Source organism: Parachlamydiales bacterium (genome assembly GCA_041671045.1).
Classification (GTDB): domain Bacteria; phylum Chlamydiota; class Chlamydiia; order Chlamydiales; family JABDDJ01; genus JABDDJ01.
In genome coordinates this window covers 579976-595653 of record JBAZCF010000001.1, presented here as the reverse complement: position 1 = coordinate 595653, position 15678 = coordinate 579976, and the positions used below count along the sequence as shown (strand labels likewise).

At 41.7% G+C, this 15678-nt stretch carries 17 protein-coding genes; 7 read left to right on the top strand and 10 right to left on the bottom strand.

From position 1 onward, the window contains the following. Positions 1–2388 (top strand): RasGEF domain-containing protein, encoded by a 2388-nt coding sequence (locus WC222_02745; protein ID MFA6915288.1) that lies wholly within the window; start codon positions 1–3, stop codon positions 2386–2388. Between the two features lie 92 nt (positions 2389–2480). On the opposite strand, the gene WC222_02740 is transcribed toward WC222_02745, so the two are convergent. Both WC222_02740 and WC222_02735 read right to left on the bottom strand, forming a co-directional pair. Next, a complete protein-coding gene (locus tag WC222_02740) occupies positions 2481–2906 on the bottom strand; it encodes an OsmC family protein (protein MFA6915287.1) in 426 nt (141 codons plus the stop codon). A gap of 15 nt (positions 2907–2921) precedes the next feature. Continuing rightward, positions 2922–4289, bottom strand: coding sequence for a hypothetical protein (locus WC222_02735; GenBank protein MFA6915286.1), 1368 nt, complete (start codon positions 4287–4289; stop codon positions 2922–2924). A 191-nt stretch (positions 4290–4480) separates the two neighbouring features. Between WC222_02735 and WC222_02730 the strand changes: the two genes are divergently transcribed. Together WC222_02730 and WC222_02725 are read left to right on the top strand one after the other, a co-directional pair. After that, positions 4481–6190: a hypothetical protein gene (locus tag WC222_02730; protein ID MFA6915285.1), complete on the top strand. Its 1710-nt coding sequence runs from the start codon at positions 4481–4483 to the stop codon at positions 6188–6190. Positions 6191–6649: 459 nt separating this feature from the next. Then, on the top strand, positions 6650–6835 hold the full coding sequence (locus WC222_02725; protein MFA6915284.1) for a hypothetical protein: 186 nt from the start codon (positions 6650–6652) through the stop codon (positions 6833–6835). Here WC222_02725 and WC222_02720 read toward each other — a convergent pair. Then, positions 6832–8160, bottom strand: a complete 1329-nt coding sequence (locus tag WC222_02720) for a bifunctional ADP-heptose synthase (protein ID MFA6915283.1) — start codon at positions 8158–8160, stop codon at positions 6832–6834. The genes WC222_02725 and WC222_02720 overlap by 4 nt on opposite strands. Next, positions 8154–9140, bottom strand: coding sequence for an ADP-glyceromanno-heptose 6-epimerase (gene rfaD, locus WC222_02715; GenBank protein ID MFA6915282.1), 987 nt, complete (start codon positions 9138–9140; stop codon positions 8154–8156). Before rfaD ends, WC222_02720 begins: the two co-directional genes overlap by 7 nt. Before the next feature lie 309 nt (positions 9141–9449). On the opposite strand from rfaD, the gene WC222_02710 reads away from it, so the two are divergent. The 4 genes from WC222_02710 to WC222_02695 all read left to right on the top strand — a co-directional run bounded on the left by WC222_02710 (position 9450) and on the right by WC222_02695 (position 12260). Beyond that, positions 9450–10283: a hypothetical protein gene (locus WC222_02710; protein MFA6915281.1), complete on the top strand. Its 834-nt coding sequence runs from the start codon at positions 9450–9452 to the stop codon at positions 10281–10283. Positions 10284–10324: 41 nt separating this feature from the next. Continuing rightward, positions 10325–10858, top strand: coding sequence for a hypothetical protein (locus WC222_02705; protein MFA6915280.1), 534 nt, complete (start codon positions 10325–10327; stop codon positions 10856–10858). Positions 10859–10913: 55 nt separating this feature from the next. Continuing rightward, on the top strand, positions 10914–11489 hold the full coding sequence (locus WC222_02700; protein ID MFA6915279.1) for a hypothetical protein: 576 nt from the start codon (positions 10914–10916) through the stop codon (positions 11487–11489). Positions 11490–11747: 258 nt separating this feature from the next. Further along, on the top strand, positions 11748–12260 hold the full coding sequence (locus WC222_02695) for a hypothetical protein (GenBank protein ID MFA6915278.1): 513 nt from the start codon (positions 11748–11750) through the stop codon (positions 12258–12260). A gap of 174 nt (positions 12261–12434) precedes the next feature. Here WC222_02695 and ispE read toward each other — a convergent pair whose 3' ends face one another. The 6 genes from ispE to WC222_02665 form a co-directional block, all read right to left on the bottom strand. Next, entirely contained in the window at positions 12435–13265 is an 831-nt protein-coding gene (ispE, locus tag WC222_02690; GenBank protein ID MFA6915277.1) for a 4-(cytidine 5'-diphospho)-2-C-methyl-D-erythritol kinase, read from the bottom strand. A 67-nt stretch (positions 13266–13332) separates the two neighbouring features. Beyond that, positions 13333–13815: a 50S ribosomal protein L9 gene (gene rplI / locus WC222_02685; protein ID MFA6915276.1), complete on the bottom strand. Its 483-nt coding sequence runs from the start codon at positions 13813–13815 to the stop codon at positions 13333–13335. A 20-nt stretch (positions 13816–13835) separates the two neighbouring features. Then, entirely contained in the window at positions 13836–14096 is a 261-nt protein-coding gene (rpsR, locus tag WC222_02680) for a 30S ribosomal protein S18 (GenBank protein ID MFA6915275.1), read from the bottom strand. Positions 14097–14117: 21 nt separating this feature from the next. Beyond that, positions 14118–14456 carry a 30S ribosomal protein S6 gene (gene rpsF, locus WC222_02675; protein ID MFA6915274.1) on the bottom strand — a complete coding sequence of 113 codons (339 nt, stop codon included), beginning with the start codon at positions 14454–14456 and terminating at the stop codon, positions 14118–14120. Continuing rightward, complete coding sequence (pth, locus tag WC222_02670) at positions 14453–15067, bottom strand: aminoacyl-tRNA hydrolase (protein MFA6915273.1); 615 nt, start codon at positions 15065–15067, stop codon at positions 14453–14455. The genes rpsF and pth overlap by 4 nt, the downstream gene beginning before the upstream one ends. Positions 15068–15074: 7 nt before the next feature. Further along, on the bottom strand, positions 15075–15632 hold the full coding sequence (locus WC222_02665; protein MFA6915272.1) for a 50S ribosomal protein L25/general stress protein Ctc: 558 nt from the start codon (positions 15630–15632) through the stop codon (positions 15075–15077). Between the last annotated feature and the right edge of the window lie 46 nt (positions 15633–15678).

Genomic DNA, 15678 nt, shown 5'->3' with positions numbered 1-15678 from the left:
ATGACTTCTTTAAGCAGTTTAGTCCGATCGTCGCCCACGATGCTGGGAACGGACACATCGAAGAGCAGCGTTTATTCTTTTCCGCTTTATACTAGTCTTAAAGCATTACAAGCCGAGCAAAAACCCTCCCTCGATTCTCCGCGATCTAAAATTTACCAGCGCATGCTAGCTTATTTCCAACATTACGATACTTTGAAGAACTCCTCCAGCCCCCGTTCTGTAGAGAAGAAATCATTATTAAATAATAGTAAAACGAATTTGGTTAAGCAGATTTCCAAATCATTATCTATTTTACTTGAACCTGTAACTGTCACTAAATTAATAAATGGGCATGAAATAGCTAAAGTTACTTTCCCCTATTTATTTAAATTAAAAAATTTAAAGAAAAATATTTATCAAATTTGTAAAGGTATCGAAATCTTACTGCAATATCAAAAATATTCTATACGATTTACTGAGGGGAGAATCCCCATTCATATGGCATTGGAAAAATTAACCTTATCAAAAAAAATTAAAAGCTTATTTACCTCCTCTTACAAAAAATATGATATTAGAACAATATTTGAAGCTACCGTAAGCCGTGCAGCCACCGAACGTACAGCCTACTATAAAGAGATAAAATCATCCAAAAGCAACAGAGATATCATCTTAAAAGAAATGCGAGAGAAATTAGACCTTGTCGAAATTGAAAAAAAATCACTTTTGCAATCCCTTGCACCTCAGACTTCCACCTCACTACCCTTACCAACAATCTCGAATGTGCCTTCTCCCCGCGGAAATTCTAACAGTTTGCCTTTAGAACATTTGGAAAAATTAATTCCTCAACCCACAAACTCTTTATTTACTGCAACAGAACCAGCGGATCTACCAATCACAGTATCGCCGTCACCTCCAGCGATAACAAAGGCCGAAAGCAACATCATCCGCGCATGTGAGATGAAAAAAGAGGATCTTAAGAAAAAGTATCTTTATAAGGTTCTGCTTGATCGACTCATCCAAAAAATAACCCCCCACGCTACTTTAGAAGAAGAAATAGATTGGTCAATCACAACCCCTAAAAAGCTTTTAGCCACTTATCGTTATTTCATGACAACGGAAGAGCTCTTTAATTATATTAAGCTTTCCATTCAAGACCGAAAACTATGCAGCAGCCACAAAAGAACATTGATACATATTTGCAGAATGTGGTTACGCGATACTTGGAACTTAAATTATCTTTATGATCAAAATATCGCAGATATCCTAACTTCAATTACAGTAGCTACACGTGCGGAAATAGCCCGCATAGCATATGATTCCGACGTAACTGATGAGCTTCTTGAAGAGCAGACCACAGCATTAGAATGCATGCTAGAAACTCTTAGACATAATAATCGAGCCACTCTCTTACCTGTAAGTCATGATGAAATTCAACCCCACACCTTCGAAAAACTGACGTTATTTTCCACTTTGCCTAAAAGAGAATTAAAAGCCCTTTTACATTCCTATCAAATGCACTTCTATAGTATGGCTTTGCGTGTATTTACAAAAATACCCCTACATGAACTTGTCTTTGATGCCGTTGTACATGCAGATGAGAAGCCTTTATATTGTTCTAGTATTATTGAATATACCGACACACTAAACCGTGCATCAAGCTTTGTTGTTCAAGAGATTATGCTTTATAATCCCGAGGAAATTAAAGTACGCTATCACTTTTACTGTAGACTAGCCTATCAATGCATGCTGCATAGAGACTATTTCAGCGTAATGTCTATTATGTCTGCTTTAAATACTAGCATTGTAGCTGCAGCGGTAAAGAAATTAAAAATCACCAAACCTAAAGAATTGGAAATATTAGATAAACTTACTGATTGTATTAAAAATCATGCGAGCCTCAGAGAGGCTATAGAAGAAAACATGAAAAATAATCAGCCTTACATTCCTTTCTTAGGAATTCTACAAAAAGATTTGAATACTTTCCAATTAGGGAACAATCTTACTTCTGTAAACTTTGATAAGTCTAAAAATGTGGATGAACTTCAAACGACAGTCTCTACAGTAAATAATCCACTAGCGATAAGCCGCCCAAGATCTAGTACTCTCGAATTTGACACTGCTCTTATTCAAATGATCTACTCTTATTTAGGAAAAATTGAGACAAATCAAAAGAACCTCATAAAAAACGGACCGCCTAAACAGTCCCCATTAGAGCTTGCTATTCTAGATACAAAGCCCCTTGACGAATCGTTGAATGATCTTTTATACGAAAAGGCAAAAAATCTTAACTCGAAAAAAAATAAGATCTATCTCCCCGCACCAGAAGGTATAGTCACAAAATCGAGATCCATCGGAGACTACTTCACTTTACGGCGCAAATCCGTAAGGCCCCCTGACATTAAAGAATAGCTTCTTTCTCAACCAAAGCGAATTTCGAATAATATTACCTTCTCATGGACAAGCTTGTCCTAACATAGGACAAGCTTGTTATGTAAGATACACTATTTCTGCAGCTTAGAAGAAACGGTTACTTCCGCCTTGAATAACTTCGATACGGGACAATTGACTTCTGCAGACTTCACTGCTGCTTGAAATTTTGCCTCATCTACTCCTGGAATGTTCGCCGTAAGCTCAAGATGGCTTTTGGTAATATTAAATCCACTCTGGTCTGCATTCAACGTTATAGTCGCTACTGTTTCCAACTTAGCAGGGGAAATACCAGCTTTTGTAAGCTCTGCGGAAACGGCCATAGTAAAACATCCGGCATGCGCTGCCGCTAATAGTTCTTCTGGATTTGTTCCTACGCCATTCTCAAAACGTGTTGAGAAAGAGTACTGCGTATCCTTCAACACCCCGCTTTCTGTGGAAATAGCACCTTTGCCGTCTTTAATTCCACCTGACCACACTGCTGTTGCTTTACGTTCCATCGCTTACTCCTTCTATTATTGCGACCTGGGATCGGTCCTACGTATGATTGTACTGACATTTTTTTGATTGAAGCCTTTATAGCCTTCGCGACGCTGTAAATTCTCCATATGGCTTCCAATCGCACCATCACGAATAAACCTATCACCCTCTTCACGGCTGATCATTTTTGCTTTGACTAACTTCTCCACCACTTCAGGCCTGACTTTCCACCTTTCTCCCTGCGTAAATGCCTGCTTAAGGTAGGTAAAATTGCTGAAAGGCTGCATCATTTTGACTCCTTGCTCAGCTAAGTCTTCCCTCAACAAATCAAATTGGAATTGAGCCTCTAAGTGATGCATCCCCGCTTGAAGAATTGAGTCGCCATGCAATGCGCACCATAAACCTATTGTGCCCAAATGATCTCGCTCCGGAAGACTTTGATGGGCAAAGTCAATTTCTATCTCCTCCGGCGATAAGTCCACATCTAAAAATAAAACTAGTCCACTCTGGGGATTCTCCATTACCTGCGCTCCCCATCCCGCCTCTTGGCCTGCATAAAACCTTTCCCGGCAATGGAAGCCTAGCATCTCAAACAAACGGACCAAGCCCTCAAAATGTTTACGTGATGAACGGAATGTATGATGATCATGGTTAGCCCAGCCTACACCCAACTGATCTTGACGGACTTTCTGCAACTGTCCTGCGAAATTACGCGCCTGCCAATAGCCTCTTTCTACTTCCAAGACTATCCATGATGCAGCATCCCTGCCCACAATATTTACAATTTTCTCCACTAAACGCAGTGTATTAGCGAACAGCCCCTCTTCATCATCAGATGTGCGCTGCCTGGTCTGCCACAGTTCCTTGGCTTCAAGATAATTTTTTACTGTGGAATCGTTAGACTGAACCGGCTCAATTCCTCTATATCCATGACGTTCTACCACCCATAAACTAACTCCATTGTCAGTTGCAAGGCAGCAACGACGCAAGCCGCTATAAGCCCCCCCCTCAATTTTACCGGTAATACCTCGCACCATTAAATATTCAGGGACACTCTCTACTTTGATCGCAATATCATAAACTTCTTCTGTGCTGTCATTCACTAGTATTCGAGGCAACTGTGCACCGGGATGATAATATACTCGGTAATGGGTAGATGCCGCTTCTTCCACCATTCCTAAGGAATCCAATACATCATCAATATTTGGGCTGTATGGGATGGAAACATAATCTACCCAATCAAAAAGCCGCGTACTGGCAACTCTTTCTAATGAAGATGCAAGTGCCGCTACTGCTTCATTCTTTGTACAGCAGTGGTCCACTATTTTCTCTATGAATTGGGTCGCTTCCGGCTGGCATACCCATTGAAAAATTTTCTCTTTTGCAGCTTGCTCTGTCGTCATTGTATTTTCCCTATTTGCTGTCTCCCTTTGTATAAATTTTTAATTGAATTCTTTGCTACGATAAACTTTACCCGGCAATATATTTTATTAATACCATATTAATTTTATTAAGAAATAAACAATTTAGTTGACACTCGTAATTATTAATTCTAAACTAAAAATAGAACTAACTCTAAACAAAGAGTGTTTATATGCCAATGGATGGAATATTAGGCGGAGTTAAAATCCCCTTCTTTAACCGTGGTTCCTCTTCTACTGAAAAGAAAGAAGGAAAATTAAAAACTCCCAATAAAGCCGAACCCAGAATCATCGCGAAACCTACACCAAAAACCGCAACCGGAGCAGAAAGAGTGGGCGTCATCTCGATCGCTCCTAAGGAAGTTTCAAAAGAAAAAGCAGAAGAAAGAAAAATTATCTTCAAGGAAACGCTCTCAAAGAAATTAAAATTAGGCAAAGATAAAGGTAAACTGAACATTTATACCTATGAAGGATCTGCACTAGATAGTAGAGATAATAAAGCTATTAAAGATGGATACTATGCCAAAAACGTACGCTATATTGTCCAAGTCGAAATACCCAGTACGACTCCTGATGAAGCCCCACACACCAGCGAACTGGAATTGGATTTTTCCTTCAAAATAAAATCCGACTCCCGCGATAACGCCAATATAGCTCTTCGCAAAGAATCACAAGTCACCCAGGCCGTCATCGCTAAAGTCGCAAAAAAAGAACTTAAAAAAGCCAGTATCCCCGTAGATCTGACCCCTCTCAAAGATAAGTTTGTCCAGAAAGTGGTTTTCATCCCCACAGAAAAAACTTCCAAAGTGGACAAAGAATTTGAAAATAAACGCAAAAGTAAAATTTCCCCTCAACGCATGGCCTCTATCCAATTGGAAACCTCCAGAGCCCTGAGACATGAAAGCATCCATGAAGAACTTCAAATCCTTAACCAATTCTCTTCTTACTTAAATACCATCGAAGCGCAAAAAGCAAAATATAACGAAGCCCAAGCTAATATCAAAATAGCAAAAAGAAAGGGCGATACACCCACTCCTAAAGACCTCGCCGTCAAACCTGCACACAAACAGAATAAAGAACTTAAACTTGTCAACGGTATGCTTACTATCGTCGACAAAAGCAAAGTGAACAGCAAAGACCGCCTCGCGGTTGCCTTCCACCTTGGGGCACTAGCCATGTCCGCTTCTAACCAAAATATCACCGATCTCCCAAAACTCAACCAACAATCGTCCGATTCAAAAAATGAAAAGGAAGCCACCGTCGGCCTCACCGCTATCATGGAAAATGTCCTCCCAAAATACAGCCAAGAAGCTCTTGCTAATCCTGAACTCGGGAAAATTCTTATCACATCTCTCAACCTCCAATACATTGAGCCTAAAGTCATCGCCGCCTACCAGTCTAAAGTGGATGACGCTCAAACTCACAAAGATATCTTCGCAGCCTTCGCTAAAGCCAGCCCCTCTATTGGAAAACCTAATGATATGGGCAAAACATTCGATCCCGATACCATGTACCACAATGATCTCATAGAATCCCGTACTAAACTGGATGCCCTCACATCCTACTCCAACTCCCTACCCGACCTACCAAAAAAACCTACCCATGAGCTAACTTCAGACGAGAAAAGAATCATCCAACTCAACACCAGCGCACAACAGACGGTCAGAAATAAAATCCGCAACCAACTTCTCGACCTCCAAGATCCCCTAAAACTTACCGTCAATGGCGCCCTAACCCTCCTCGAAAACAACGGCAAAATAAATACTCCAGAATACAAAAACCTCCAACAAATGTCCAAAGAACTCAAAAATGGCATCTCCACTATTGACCTAAACGAACTCGCCAAAATCCTTCACAAAAATGAAAATATCCTCCCCAAATAAACACAGACACAGACACAGACAGGGGCAGGGGCAGGGTTTCACCCTGCACCCAGCAGGACTTTGTCCTGCACCTACCAAAGGTCTGGCGACCTTTTGGAATCCGCGTGGTGTATCGTGTTAGCTTGGAGGTATGTTTCGTGAGAGGTTCGACACGAATCTCCGATTCGTGTCGCCGACGTTGACCTGACCGCTACGCGGTCACGTCAAACATTATACTCAACCGTATTCTTTCCATTATCGAATATGTATTCACTAATAGACTCCGACAATCTACTAATAAAATACTTAATCAGATTCTACTTTGATATATAGTACTTATCATCGTGTTGCAGTTTTTTCCATCCCATTAAGAGCATTGATCAGTCAACAAGAATTGCTATGATTTTTTTGTTCTTTCGGAAATAGACGGAGTCTATTAGTGAATACCTATTCCTTACCTATGAGCTAAGGTTAGCTATAATGTTTGACGTGACCGCGTTAGCGGGCAGGTCAACGTCGGCGACACGAATCGGAGATTCGTGTCGAAACTCTCTCGAAACAAACCTCCAAGCTAACGATACAGCTCGCGGATTCCCAAGGTCGCCAGACCTTGGGTGGGTGCAGGGTAAAACCCTGCTAGGTGCAGGACAAAGTCCTGCCTGCTAGAGGGATTTGACTAGGGAGTTGACTTCGGGAGTATGGATGAGGGTGTTATTTTCGATAAGGTAGACGTTGTCGGGGGAGATTTGTTGGCAGAGTTTTTTTAGGTTGTGGCCGTGGACGATGATGTAGTTTACGGTGTTGAGGGAGGCAAGGATATTGATGAGTATGGGCTGGGGTGTATTGTCTTGAATATAGAGGATGAGTTCTTTTTTTGATTCAGAGGTGAGTTTATATATTGCTTCGAAGTGTGAGGGTTGGAGTCCTTGACTGAGTGAGAGTCCGAGGATATTGAAGGAGTGGCCTTTGAGGGCTTCTTGGAGGGTGAAGAGGTGTTCGTCTTCGAAGACTTTGTTGATAACATCTTTTTTAAGAAGGGCGCTCACGATCATTGCAGGAGAGATACGTGCGCATCCAAGCTGTGATATGGCTATTCCGGCGGCGATATTGGAAAGTTGTGCGGCTTCGGAGAAGTTGAGTTCATTCGCAATGGCGTAAGCCATGATAGCGAGGACGGTGTCGCCGGCGCCGGTAACGTCTTTAACTTCGACGGCTTCGACAGGGAACTGATCATGACGGCCATCGGGATAGAATAGTGAGATACCTTCTTCCGAGCGGGTGATCATGAGTACTTCGACTTTAGCTTTCTCAAATATGGCTTTAGCGACATTTTCCAGGGGTGCAGAGCGAGGGAGGGAGGCTGCAGCGTAGGCTTCACCCAGATTAGGTTTAAGTATAGTAGCGCCGCAATAGCGGGAGAAGTCGGTGCCCTTGGGGTCAGCGATGATAGGTATTTCACGAGAGCGTGCTTCTATGATGATATGTTTAAGCAGATTTGGTGTGATGCTGCCTTTGCCGTAGTCGGAGATAGCAACCACTTCGATATCAGCCATGAGGATAGGGATCATGGCGATCATTCTAGCTTCGAGTTCAGGATGCAGAGGGTCGATGCGTTCATGGTCAACGCGTACAACTTGCTGTCCGGCGGCGATGATTCTGTCTTTGAGGGGTGTGAGTGCAGTTTTTTCGCAGAATATCCCGCTAGTGTCCGCGCCTTCGGAATTGAGAGCTTGAATGAGGTGATGTCCTGCGGCGTCGTCACCGACGCGGCCTAGGACTTTGACTTGTGCGCCGAGGGAGATGAAATTGAGCACGACGTTTCCGGAACCGCCGGGACGTTGATCTACGCTGGCGACGTGTACAACAGCAACGGGGGCCTCGGGAGATATTCTTCTGGCGTGACCGATAGTGTATTTATCGACAATTAGATCGCCGACGACGAGGACGCGCCGTCTTTCGAGGCGTCCGACCATTCCGCAGAGGCTTACCATCTTTTCTCCGGTAGCAAATAGTTCCTGACGTATTCGACAACTGCATCTTCAAATTTCATACAATCGGATTCTTTGCCGAGTACATCTTTAGTTTTTTTCATTTCAGCTTGGGTATAGTTCTGGTATTTGCCGTGCAGGTCGGCAGGCATATCGATGTACTCTATTTCACCGGGGATGTCAATAGCTTTGAAGACGGAGCGGGCGAGGGTATTCCATGTTTCAGCTTTACCGGTACCGATGTTATAGATGCCGCCGGCATCATTATTTAGGAAGGCGCAGGTCATGCGAGCGGCGTCTTTAACATAGATAAAGTCGCGGGATTGTTCGCCATCGCCATATTTATCCTTTTCACAAGATCTGAAAAGACGGACTTTTCCTTCTTTACGAGCGAGGGGAAGGATGTGAGTGATAGCGGATGACATGCGGCCCTTGTGGTATTCGTTGGGACCGAAAACGTTGAAGTATTTTAGTCCTACAACCTTATCGAGCAGGCCCATGTTTTGCAGCCATAGGTCGAACATGTGTTTGGAATATCCATACATATTCAGAGGATGATGTTTGATCAGGTCCGCTTCGTTATCATCAAATCCTAGGCTGCCGTCGCCGTATGTAGCAGCGGATGAGGCGTAGATAAAGCGTTGTTGGTTTATCAGGGCGTATTCAGCGAGTTGCGCACTATAGCGGTAGTTGTTTTCTAATAGATAGTTGGCGTCAGTTTCAACAGTGCTGCTGCAGGCTCCGAGATGGATGAAGGCCTGGATATCGCTTTCTCGGCCCATCAACCAATCAAACAGTTGGTCTTTATGAAGGATGTCGGAATATCTTTTTCCAACGAGATTTTTCCATTTTTCGGTTTTACCTAAGTTGTCGACGATAACGATATTGGTAAAGCCTTGGTCATTGAGGTGTTTAACAATAGAAGAACCTATAAACCCGGCTCCACCGGTAACAACAATTTTCTTGGAGTGATTTTTTATCATTTTTTGAATCCGGAATAGAATTTTGTGAGTAAGGTTAGCATAGTAAGCAAATGTCTCGCAACGAAGAATGATTCTAGTTGAAATCTTGATTTTAACCTACTTGTGCGCCCTAATCCTGCATGCAGTTAAGGAGGCGTAATGATAGGGTTCAAAATTGTGACGGTTCTTTTCTTAGTTTGATAATATTTCCATATAAATAAAAAATTCACACTCTCACATTCAATACTAAATTAAAAAATAGTTTTAATTTAGTTGAATATTAATTTCATCATAATTATAGTATTAAGGAATTACAAATAAAAGAGACGCATGATTAAATATTTATTTATTGCACTTATAATCCCAACACTAATATTTGCAAGCTCTCCTTTCAGATACCATTCACCAAAACTCACTTCCGCTATACAAAGCATCACTAAACTCGCCGAAGCAAAAACGCTGATCGACAAGGCTAACGCGCAAGGAATGGTAGCAGTAGAAACATCAACCCAAGAAACAGCCTCATTTCATGGCATGTGGATAGGGAAAACCCGCACTATCTACATTAACCCACACCATCGTTCTTTAGGCGGTATTATTCAAACCCTCATTTTTGAACTGCATAATGCTGCTGCAGACGCACAGTTTGCAGCGTTATGGCACGATGCCCGTTGTGGAAGAATCGATAAAAATACATTCGTCGAAAAAGCAGAAAGAATAGAATTTGATAATCTTAAGCAAGCTCAAGCAATCCTAGATAAAGGTATAGAAAGGCAATTTTTCCCTAAAGACTGCCGTTTACAATTCTTGCCTGAATTTAAGCTCTATTATTACTTTCAGCAGCTTGCCGGGCATTCGGATTGGTTTTCAAAACAATATGACAATTCCTGCCCGCCTCATATGCGGACTCCTTATAAAGGAACTGTTTATGATCTTACCAAGATTTCAGTTGAAGACCGCGATGATTTAGTCCGTTATATTTCACTATGCAGCAGGCTATGCAGCGGTGACAATGTTAAAGATGCAAAAGCTTTAGAGAGTATTTATCGCGAGAGAAACACCCTGCAAAACTGCTTGAAAGGCACTCCTCCGCTGAATACAAACTGCTATAGAGCCGCACAGCGCTATAAACTCTTTCAAGAAGTGTTTGGTAACATATTATAAATACATTATATTCATTCACAAAAATCTATAGTGGATAAAAAATGGCAGCCTTAGTTTCGAGTGTACAAAATGAAGCAAACGTAAATGGACTTCCTTGCGCTATCCCCACAACTTCTGTACAAACGCCCTCTCCTGCTATTGAAATTATAAATGCTGGAACTAAAGAAGCATCGAGCTCTCTAAGTAAACCTGTAAAAATTCTTCATAAAAGTGATTTATTATATATTGCATCCCTGGTGTCTTTATATCTGAACCCGGCGGCATTTCTCGTTGCTGTTGGAACAGGGCTTGCTGCTAGTTCAATTTGTTTAGTTTTTTGTTTGAATTTTGATAAGGATACTGTCATTCGAAAGTTTGTTCATAATACTAATGTAGTTTTATTTAATTTTGGCGGCCACATTTCTGCAGTTGGAAATACTCTTTTATTATGGAATAATTTCCTATTGGAGTCTGGTATTGCTTCAGCTGCTAAGGTTGCTTTTAATGCAAAAGCCTTATATTTTATAAACGGTTTTTCATTAGGAGCACGTATAAATTATCTAATTTTAGGCTGCATTATAAAAAATTCAAAATAGATTTACATGTTTAATTTTTAAATTTCAATTTTTAACCCTATATAAGGAGTAATTTATGTCAGCATCTTTTGATAATACACCTAGCTTTGATTCAACTAGCATTGGTTCATCTAGCTATGTTCCAGCTACGATCAGCTCATCAAGCAGCTCATCAAGCAGCCCAATCTCAACTTCACCCGTAGCGGATGTTGCAAATAGGACTATCCCTCAAAACGATAATGAACCTAAAGTTAAAAAATCTTTCTTAGCGCAAGTATTAAACCATGATGGTTATTTTGCTGCTGCAGCTTTGGTTTCAGCTTATTTTAACCCGATAGCTTTCCTTGTTGGAACTGCTGCAGGCGTTATATTAGTTAAAACACATGACAAATTTTCTGAGAAAGTTCTTAAAGTACTTTGTAATGTTGCTCTGCCTAAAAATAGAGCCTTAGAAGCTGGACTTAGTATTTTTACAGGTGTAATGAGCAAGTATGTCATTCCGAATTTTACTGCTATCAACCCCTATGCATCTACAGCAGCTAACTTTGCCGGTAAATTATTTACAGGTTTAGCTGGTTTTAGCTTTGGTATGGTATTAGCAACGCGTGCAACAGCTGCTTTTCTAAATTTAAAAAGCACTAGCCCCATCTAAGGTGTAATTCTACCTATTTCTACGGGTATAAGAAACACATATACTTTTAAAGTGAATACTAAGCAGTCTTACGACTGCTTAGTATTCTTTAGTTAATCTTTAAATCCACTTCTGCCTATTGCCAACTTAGTTCAATATTTTATCTTATCTATCTCTATCCATTCTATATGAAATCAAATGTTATCTTACACTTATTAAACTTGACTTAATTTAAATAAATTAATATAATTAACAATCAAATTTAATTGGAGAAAGATTATGGCATCTCCAGATTTACATTATAAAATTCAAACCAATCCAAATTTTGCTTCTAGTTGGCTTCAATTTAGCACAAACGATGATACTACAACTATGGATGTGCCAGAACGCTTCGACACTATAGAAGAAACTCAACCCTCTCCTTTAAGCTCTTTTACAGCTGCGGTAATCTCTACCGATGGCCTTTTTGTTGCAGCTGCAATGGTTTCATTATATTTTAATCCCATAGTCTTCCTTGTAGGAACTGCTTTGGGTGTAGGACTAGAATTATCTAAAAAATCAGAGAGTTTTAATTCTATTGCTTACGGCATAGCAAATAATATTAATCAAATAAAACTAACGACGGCTTTCGTGAGTATTATATTTAATGGTATGGCCCGCACTTTTCCAGCTTATCAAATTCCCTTAAGTATATTTGGAAACGTATACATCTATTCTACAGGTGTTACTTTTGGCGCATTAATGGCGAATAAAACGCTCCCCTTCCTCCTGAATGCCATACAAGGTAAATAATAGTGCATTTGATGTACCCTACTAACCTTCTCCTAGTATAGGAGTGCAGCGATCGTCGTTTCTTAGTCCTCGACTTGTTGAGACTATGAAAGCGACGACGAGTCCCTTACCGTAGGGACACATCCTTTTAGCCAACTCAATGGAATTTCAAAAGAAGTGTAATAAGCAAAACATTTAGTACCAGCTTTCAGAATTTTCACGGCGTACAAAGTGTGCTTTTTTTACATAAAAGTTTGCTGCAAGCGGATGTTTCGGTTCACCTAAACAAAAGAATGTAGAGCCTGATCCGGCCATCACAGCTTCGTCATATCCTGCAGCTATCAATTGTTGCTTCACAGTACGTAGTTCAGGCACAACATGGAAAGCGGCTCCTTCTAAGTCATTGAAATAGGCAAAATCACTTTTATAAAATTTATCTAGAAAAGCTAAGGGATCCCTTTGCTCTAACTCAGCAACTTTTAAAGCTTTATAGACTGCCGGAGTGCTGGCACCAAAATCAGGTTTGATTAGAGTGAATTCCGGTTTATAGGGCAGGTCTTCCAACGGTTTGATTATTTCTCCCCTGCCGGTACAATAAGCTGTGCCTGAAGAAAGGAAAAAAGCGACATCCGATCCTAATTCACCACCCCAGTTTGTGAGTTCACTCCGTTTGACGGGTCTTCCGGCAAGTTCATTCATTGCCCATAAGGTTGTTGCTGCGTTGCTGCTGCCTCCACCTAATCCTGCTTCAAGGGGAATTTGTTTATTTACATGCACAGAAACATAGAGAGGTAGCCGGGTTTTCTGCCTGAAAAGGCGTGCCGCTTTAAGGATAAGATTGTTCTCGTCGAGAGGCATAGGAATGCCTTCTGCTGTCAGTTGATCATTAGAAGATGTTTTGTATGTTAGAGTGTCGCCTAAGGAGATTGCTTGAAAGAGGGATGCTAGTTCGTGGAAGCCGTCTTCACGCTTTTTGAGGATGCGTAAGAATAGGTTAAGTTTTGCAGGTGAAAATAGTTGAAGCATATAGAACCTTTAGAGATATCAGAGAGGAACGGCGTGCCGTCCCTCTCCAAAAGTAGAATAAGCTTTGCTACGCTTGGAGCGCTGCTGCTTCTTCAGAACCTTCTGCAATGATATCCAGCTTAATATCTGCTGAGACGCCTTCTTTAAACTTAAGGTGAATAGTATGCTTACCTGTAGTTTTAAGAGCATGCTTAAGTTGGATGGAACGTCTTTCGATTTCCACATTGGCTTGCTTTTTGAGCAAGTCGATGACATCATGTGCTGAGACAGAACCGTACATGTGGCCTTCGTGGTCCACTTTTACGATAGTTATCAGCGTGATTTCTGCGACTTGGCTTGCGGCTTGTTCAGCTTCTTGCTTATCCATGATAGCTTGTTGCTGTCTTTCCTCAACGAGGCGGGCTTGCTTTCTCAAAGCTTGAGATGTAGCAATTTCCGCAAATTCTTGAGGAATCAAATAGTTACGGATGTAGCCAGGACGGGCGGATACGATCTCGCCTTTGCGTCCTAAGCCGTCTACGTCTTTTAGCAATAATATCTTAGTAGCCATAACAGTCATTTCCTCCTAATTTACTGGTCCGCTACAAAAGGCAGCAGGGCCATATGGCGCGCGCGTTTGATAGCTTGTGCCAAATGCTTTTGATGAAAGGCGGAAACGCCTGTAATACGACGAGGAAGAATTTTGCCTCGTTCAGTCACAAATTTTAACAGAGTTTCTGTATCTTTGTAGTCTATATCGCGAATACCCGCGGCGGTGAATGGGCAGCGTTTGCGACGTTTTGAACGTGCGTCGCTACCACTTTCTAAGGGTGCTCTAATTTTTCTATTCATGGTTTTACCTCATCTATGCCGTTATTCGACAATGGTCTTGAATTCTATTTTCTCAAGAACCTTATCTGTTCTCAAAGTGATGAAACGGATGAGGTCTTCGCTAATGTGGTACTCGTCCCATAGCTCTTCAATAACTGCCGGTAGGGCTGAAAAGTAGACGAGGTAGTAGTATCCTTCGCGATGTGTATTGATTTCATACGCGAGTTTTTTACGGCCTTGTTCATGGATTTTGACAAGTTCGCCGCCGTGGCTGGTGATGCCTACGGTAATTTTTTCAAAGGCTTTTCTGCGGGCTTCATCGCTTAGTTTAGCGCTGATGATGTACATCCCTTCGTAAAGCTGAGGTTGTTTTCTGCTCATGATTTAACTCCACTGACATTCTTTATATTCACTAGGTTCATGGCGAGTTCCACAGTATGTTTGGTAAGTTGCTGGAGGGCTTCAGTCCCTTTTTCCAAAACTTTGGGAAGCTGGCTTGCTTCATCTTGGGTAAATTTTCCCAGTACATAATCTGCCAGGTCTTGCCCTTCAAATGGCTGTCCTACTCCCACGCGTAAGCGCAGATATTTTTGCGTACCTAAGTGTTCTTCAATGCTTTTTAAGCCGTTGTGACCGCCTGAGCTGCCACCTTCTCTGATGCGAAGGGAGCCGAATGGTAGGGCCACATCGTCGTTTACGACGATGAGGTCGTCGACGGATAAGCGGTAGTAGCTTAGATACTTTCGTATGGCTGACCCGCTTTCATTCATGTAGAGCGTTGGAAGGACTAAGTGGACATTGACCCCATCTAGGATGCCTTTAGCATCTTCGACATTGTTGCGGGGGTCTTTTTTAAGGGTCCAGTTTAGGTGGGAGGCTAGGGCTAAGACGATAAGCTTGCCTAGGTTATGCCGTGTATTGGCATAGCTGAGGCCGGGATTTCCTAATCCTACGATTACCCGGTGCTTATGCTTGCTAACTTCCTCTTCCATTGTCTACTTATCTCTTAGCTATCAGTACGGCAACTTCATTCAAATTAACGAGAGGGCGGATAGTTTCCGGCCAAGCGATATCTGACAGGCGGCGTGATTGGCGCAAATCCATTGAAGTTACATCGATATTGAACAAGTTAGGGATGTCTTTAGGCAAGCAGCGCACACGTACGTGGCGGATAACTTGACGTAGAACACCGCCGGCTTTTACGCCGATGCATTCGTTAACGCCAGTGCATTCCACAGGCACTTTAACTTTAACGGGGCGGTCATCATGCAGCTCTTCAAAATCTAAAGAGATGACGTTGTAGTTGATGATGTTGTATTGGATATCTTTAATAATGGCGCGACGAGTTTTACCATCGATATCGAGTTCCACTATAGTGTTAGGAAGACGTCCTTTTTGCAGTTGGCGGATAAATGCGCTGAATTCGTCGCTTTTAATAGCAATGTTTTCGCCTACATCCCCTTTAGAATAGATAACCGCTGGGATAAACCCTTCGCGTCGCAATTTTGTTGCATCGCTTTTACGGTTGACGGCACGTTTAGTCACCGATAATTTCATAGTTCCTCCAAAAATCAACTTGCTTGTCATTCAAGCAAGTTTACAC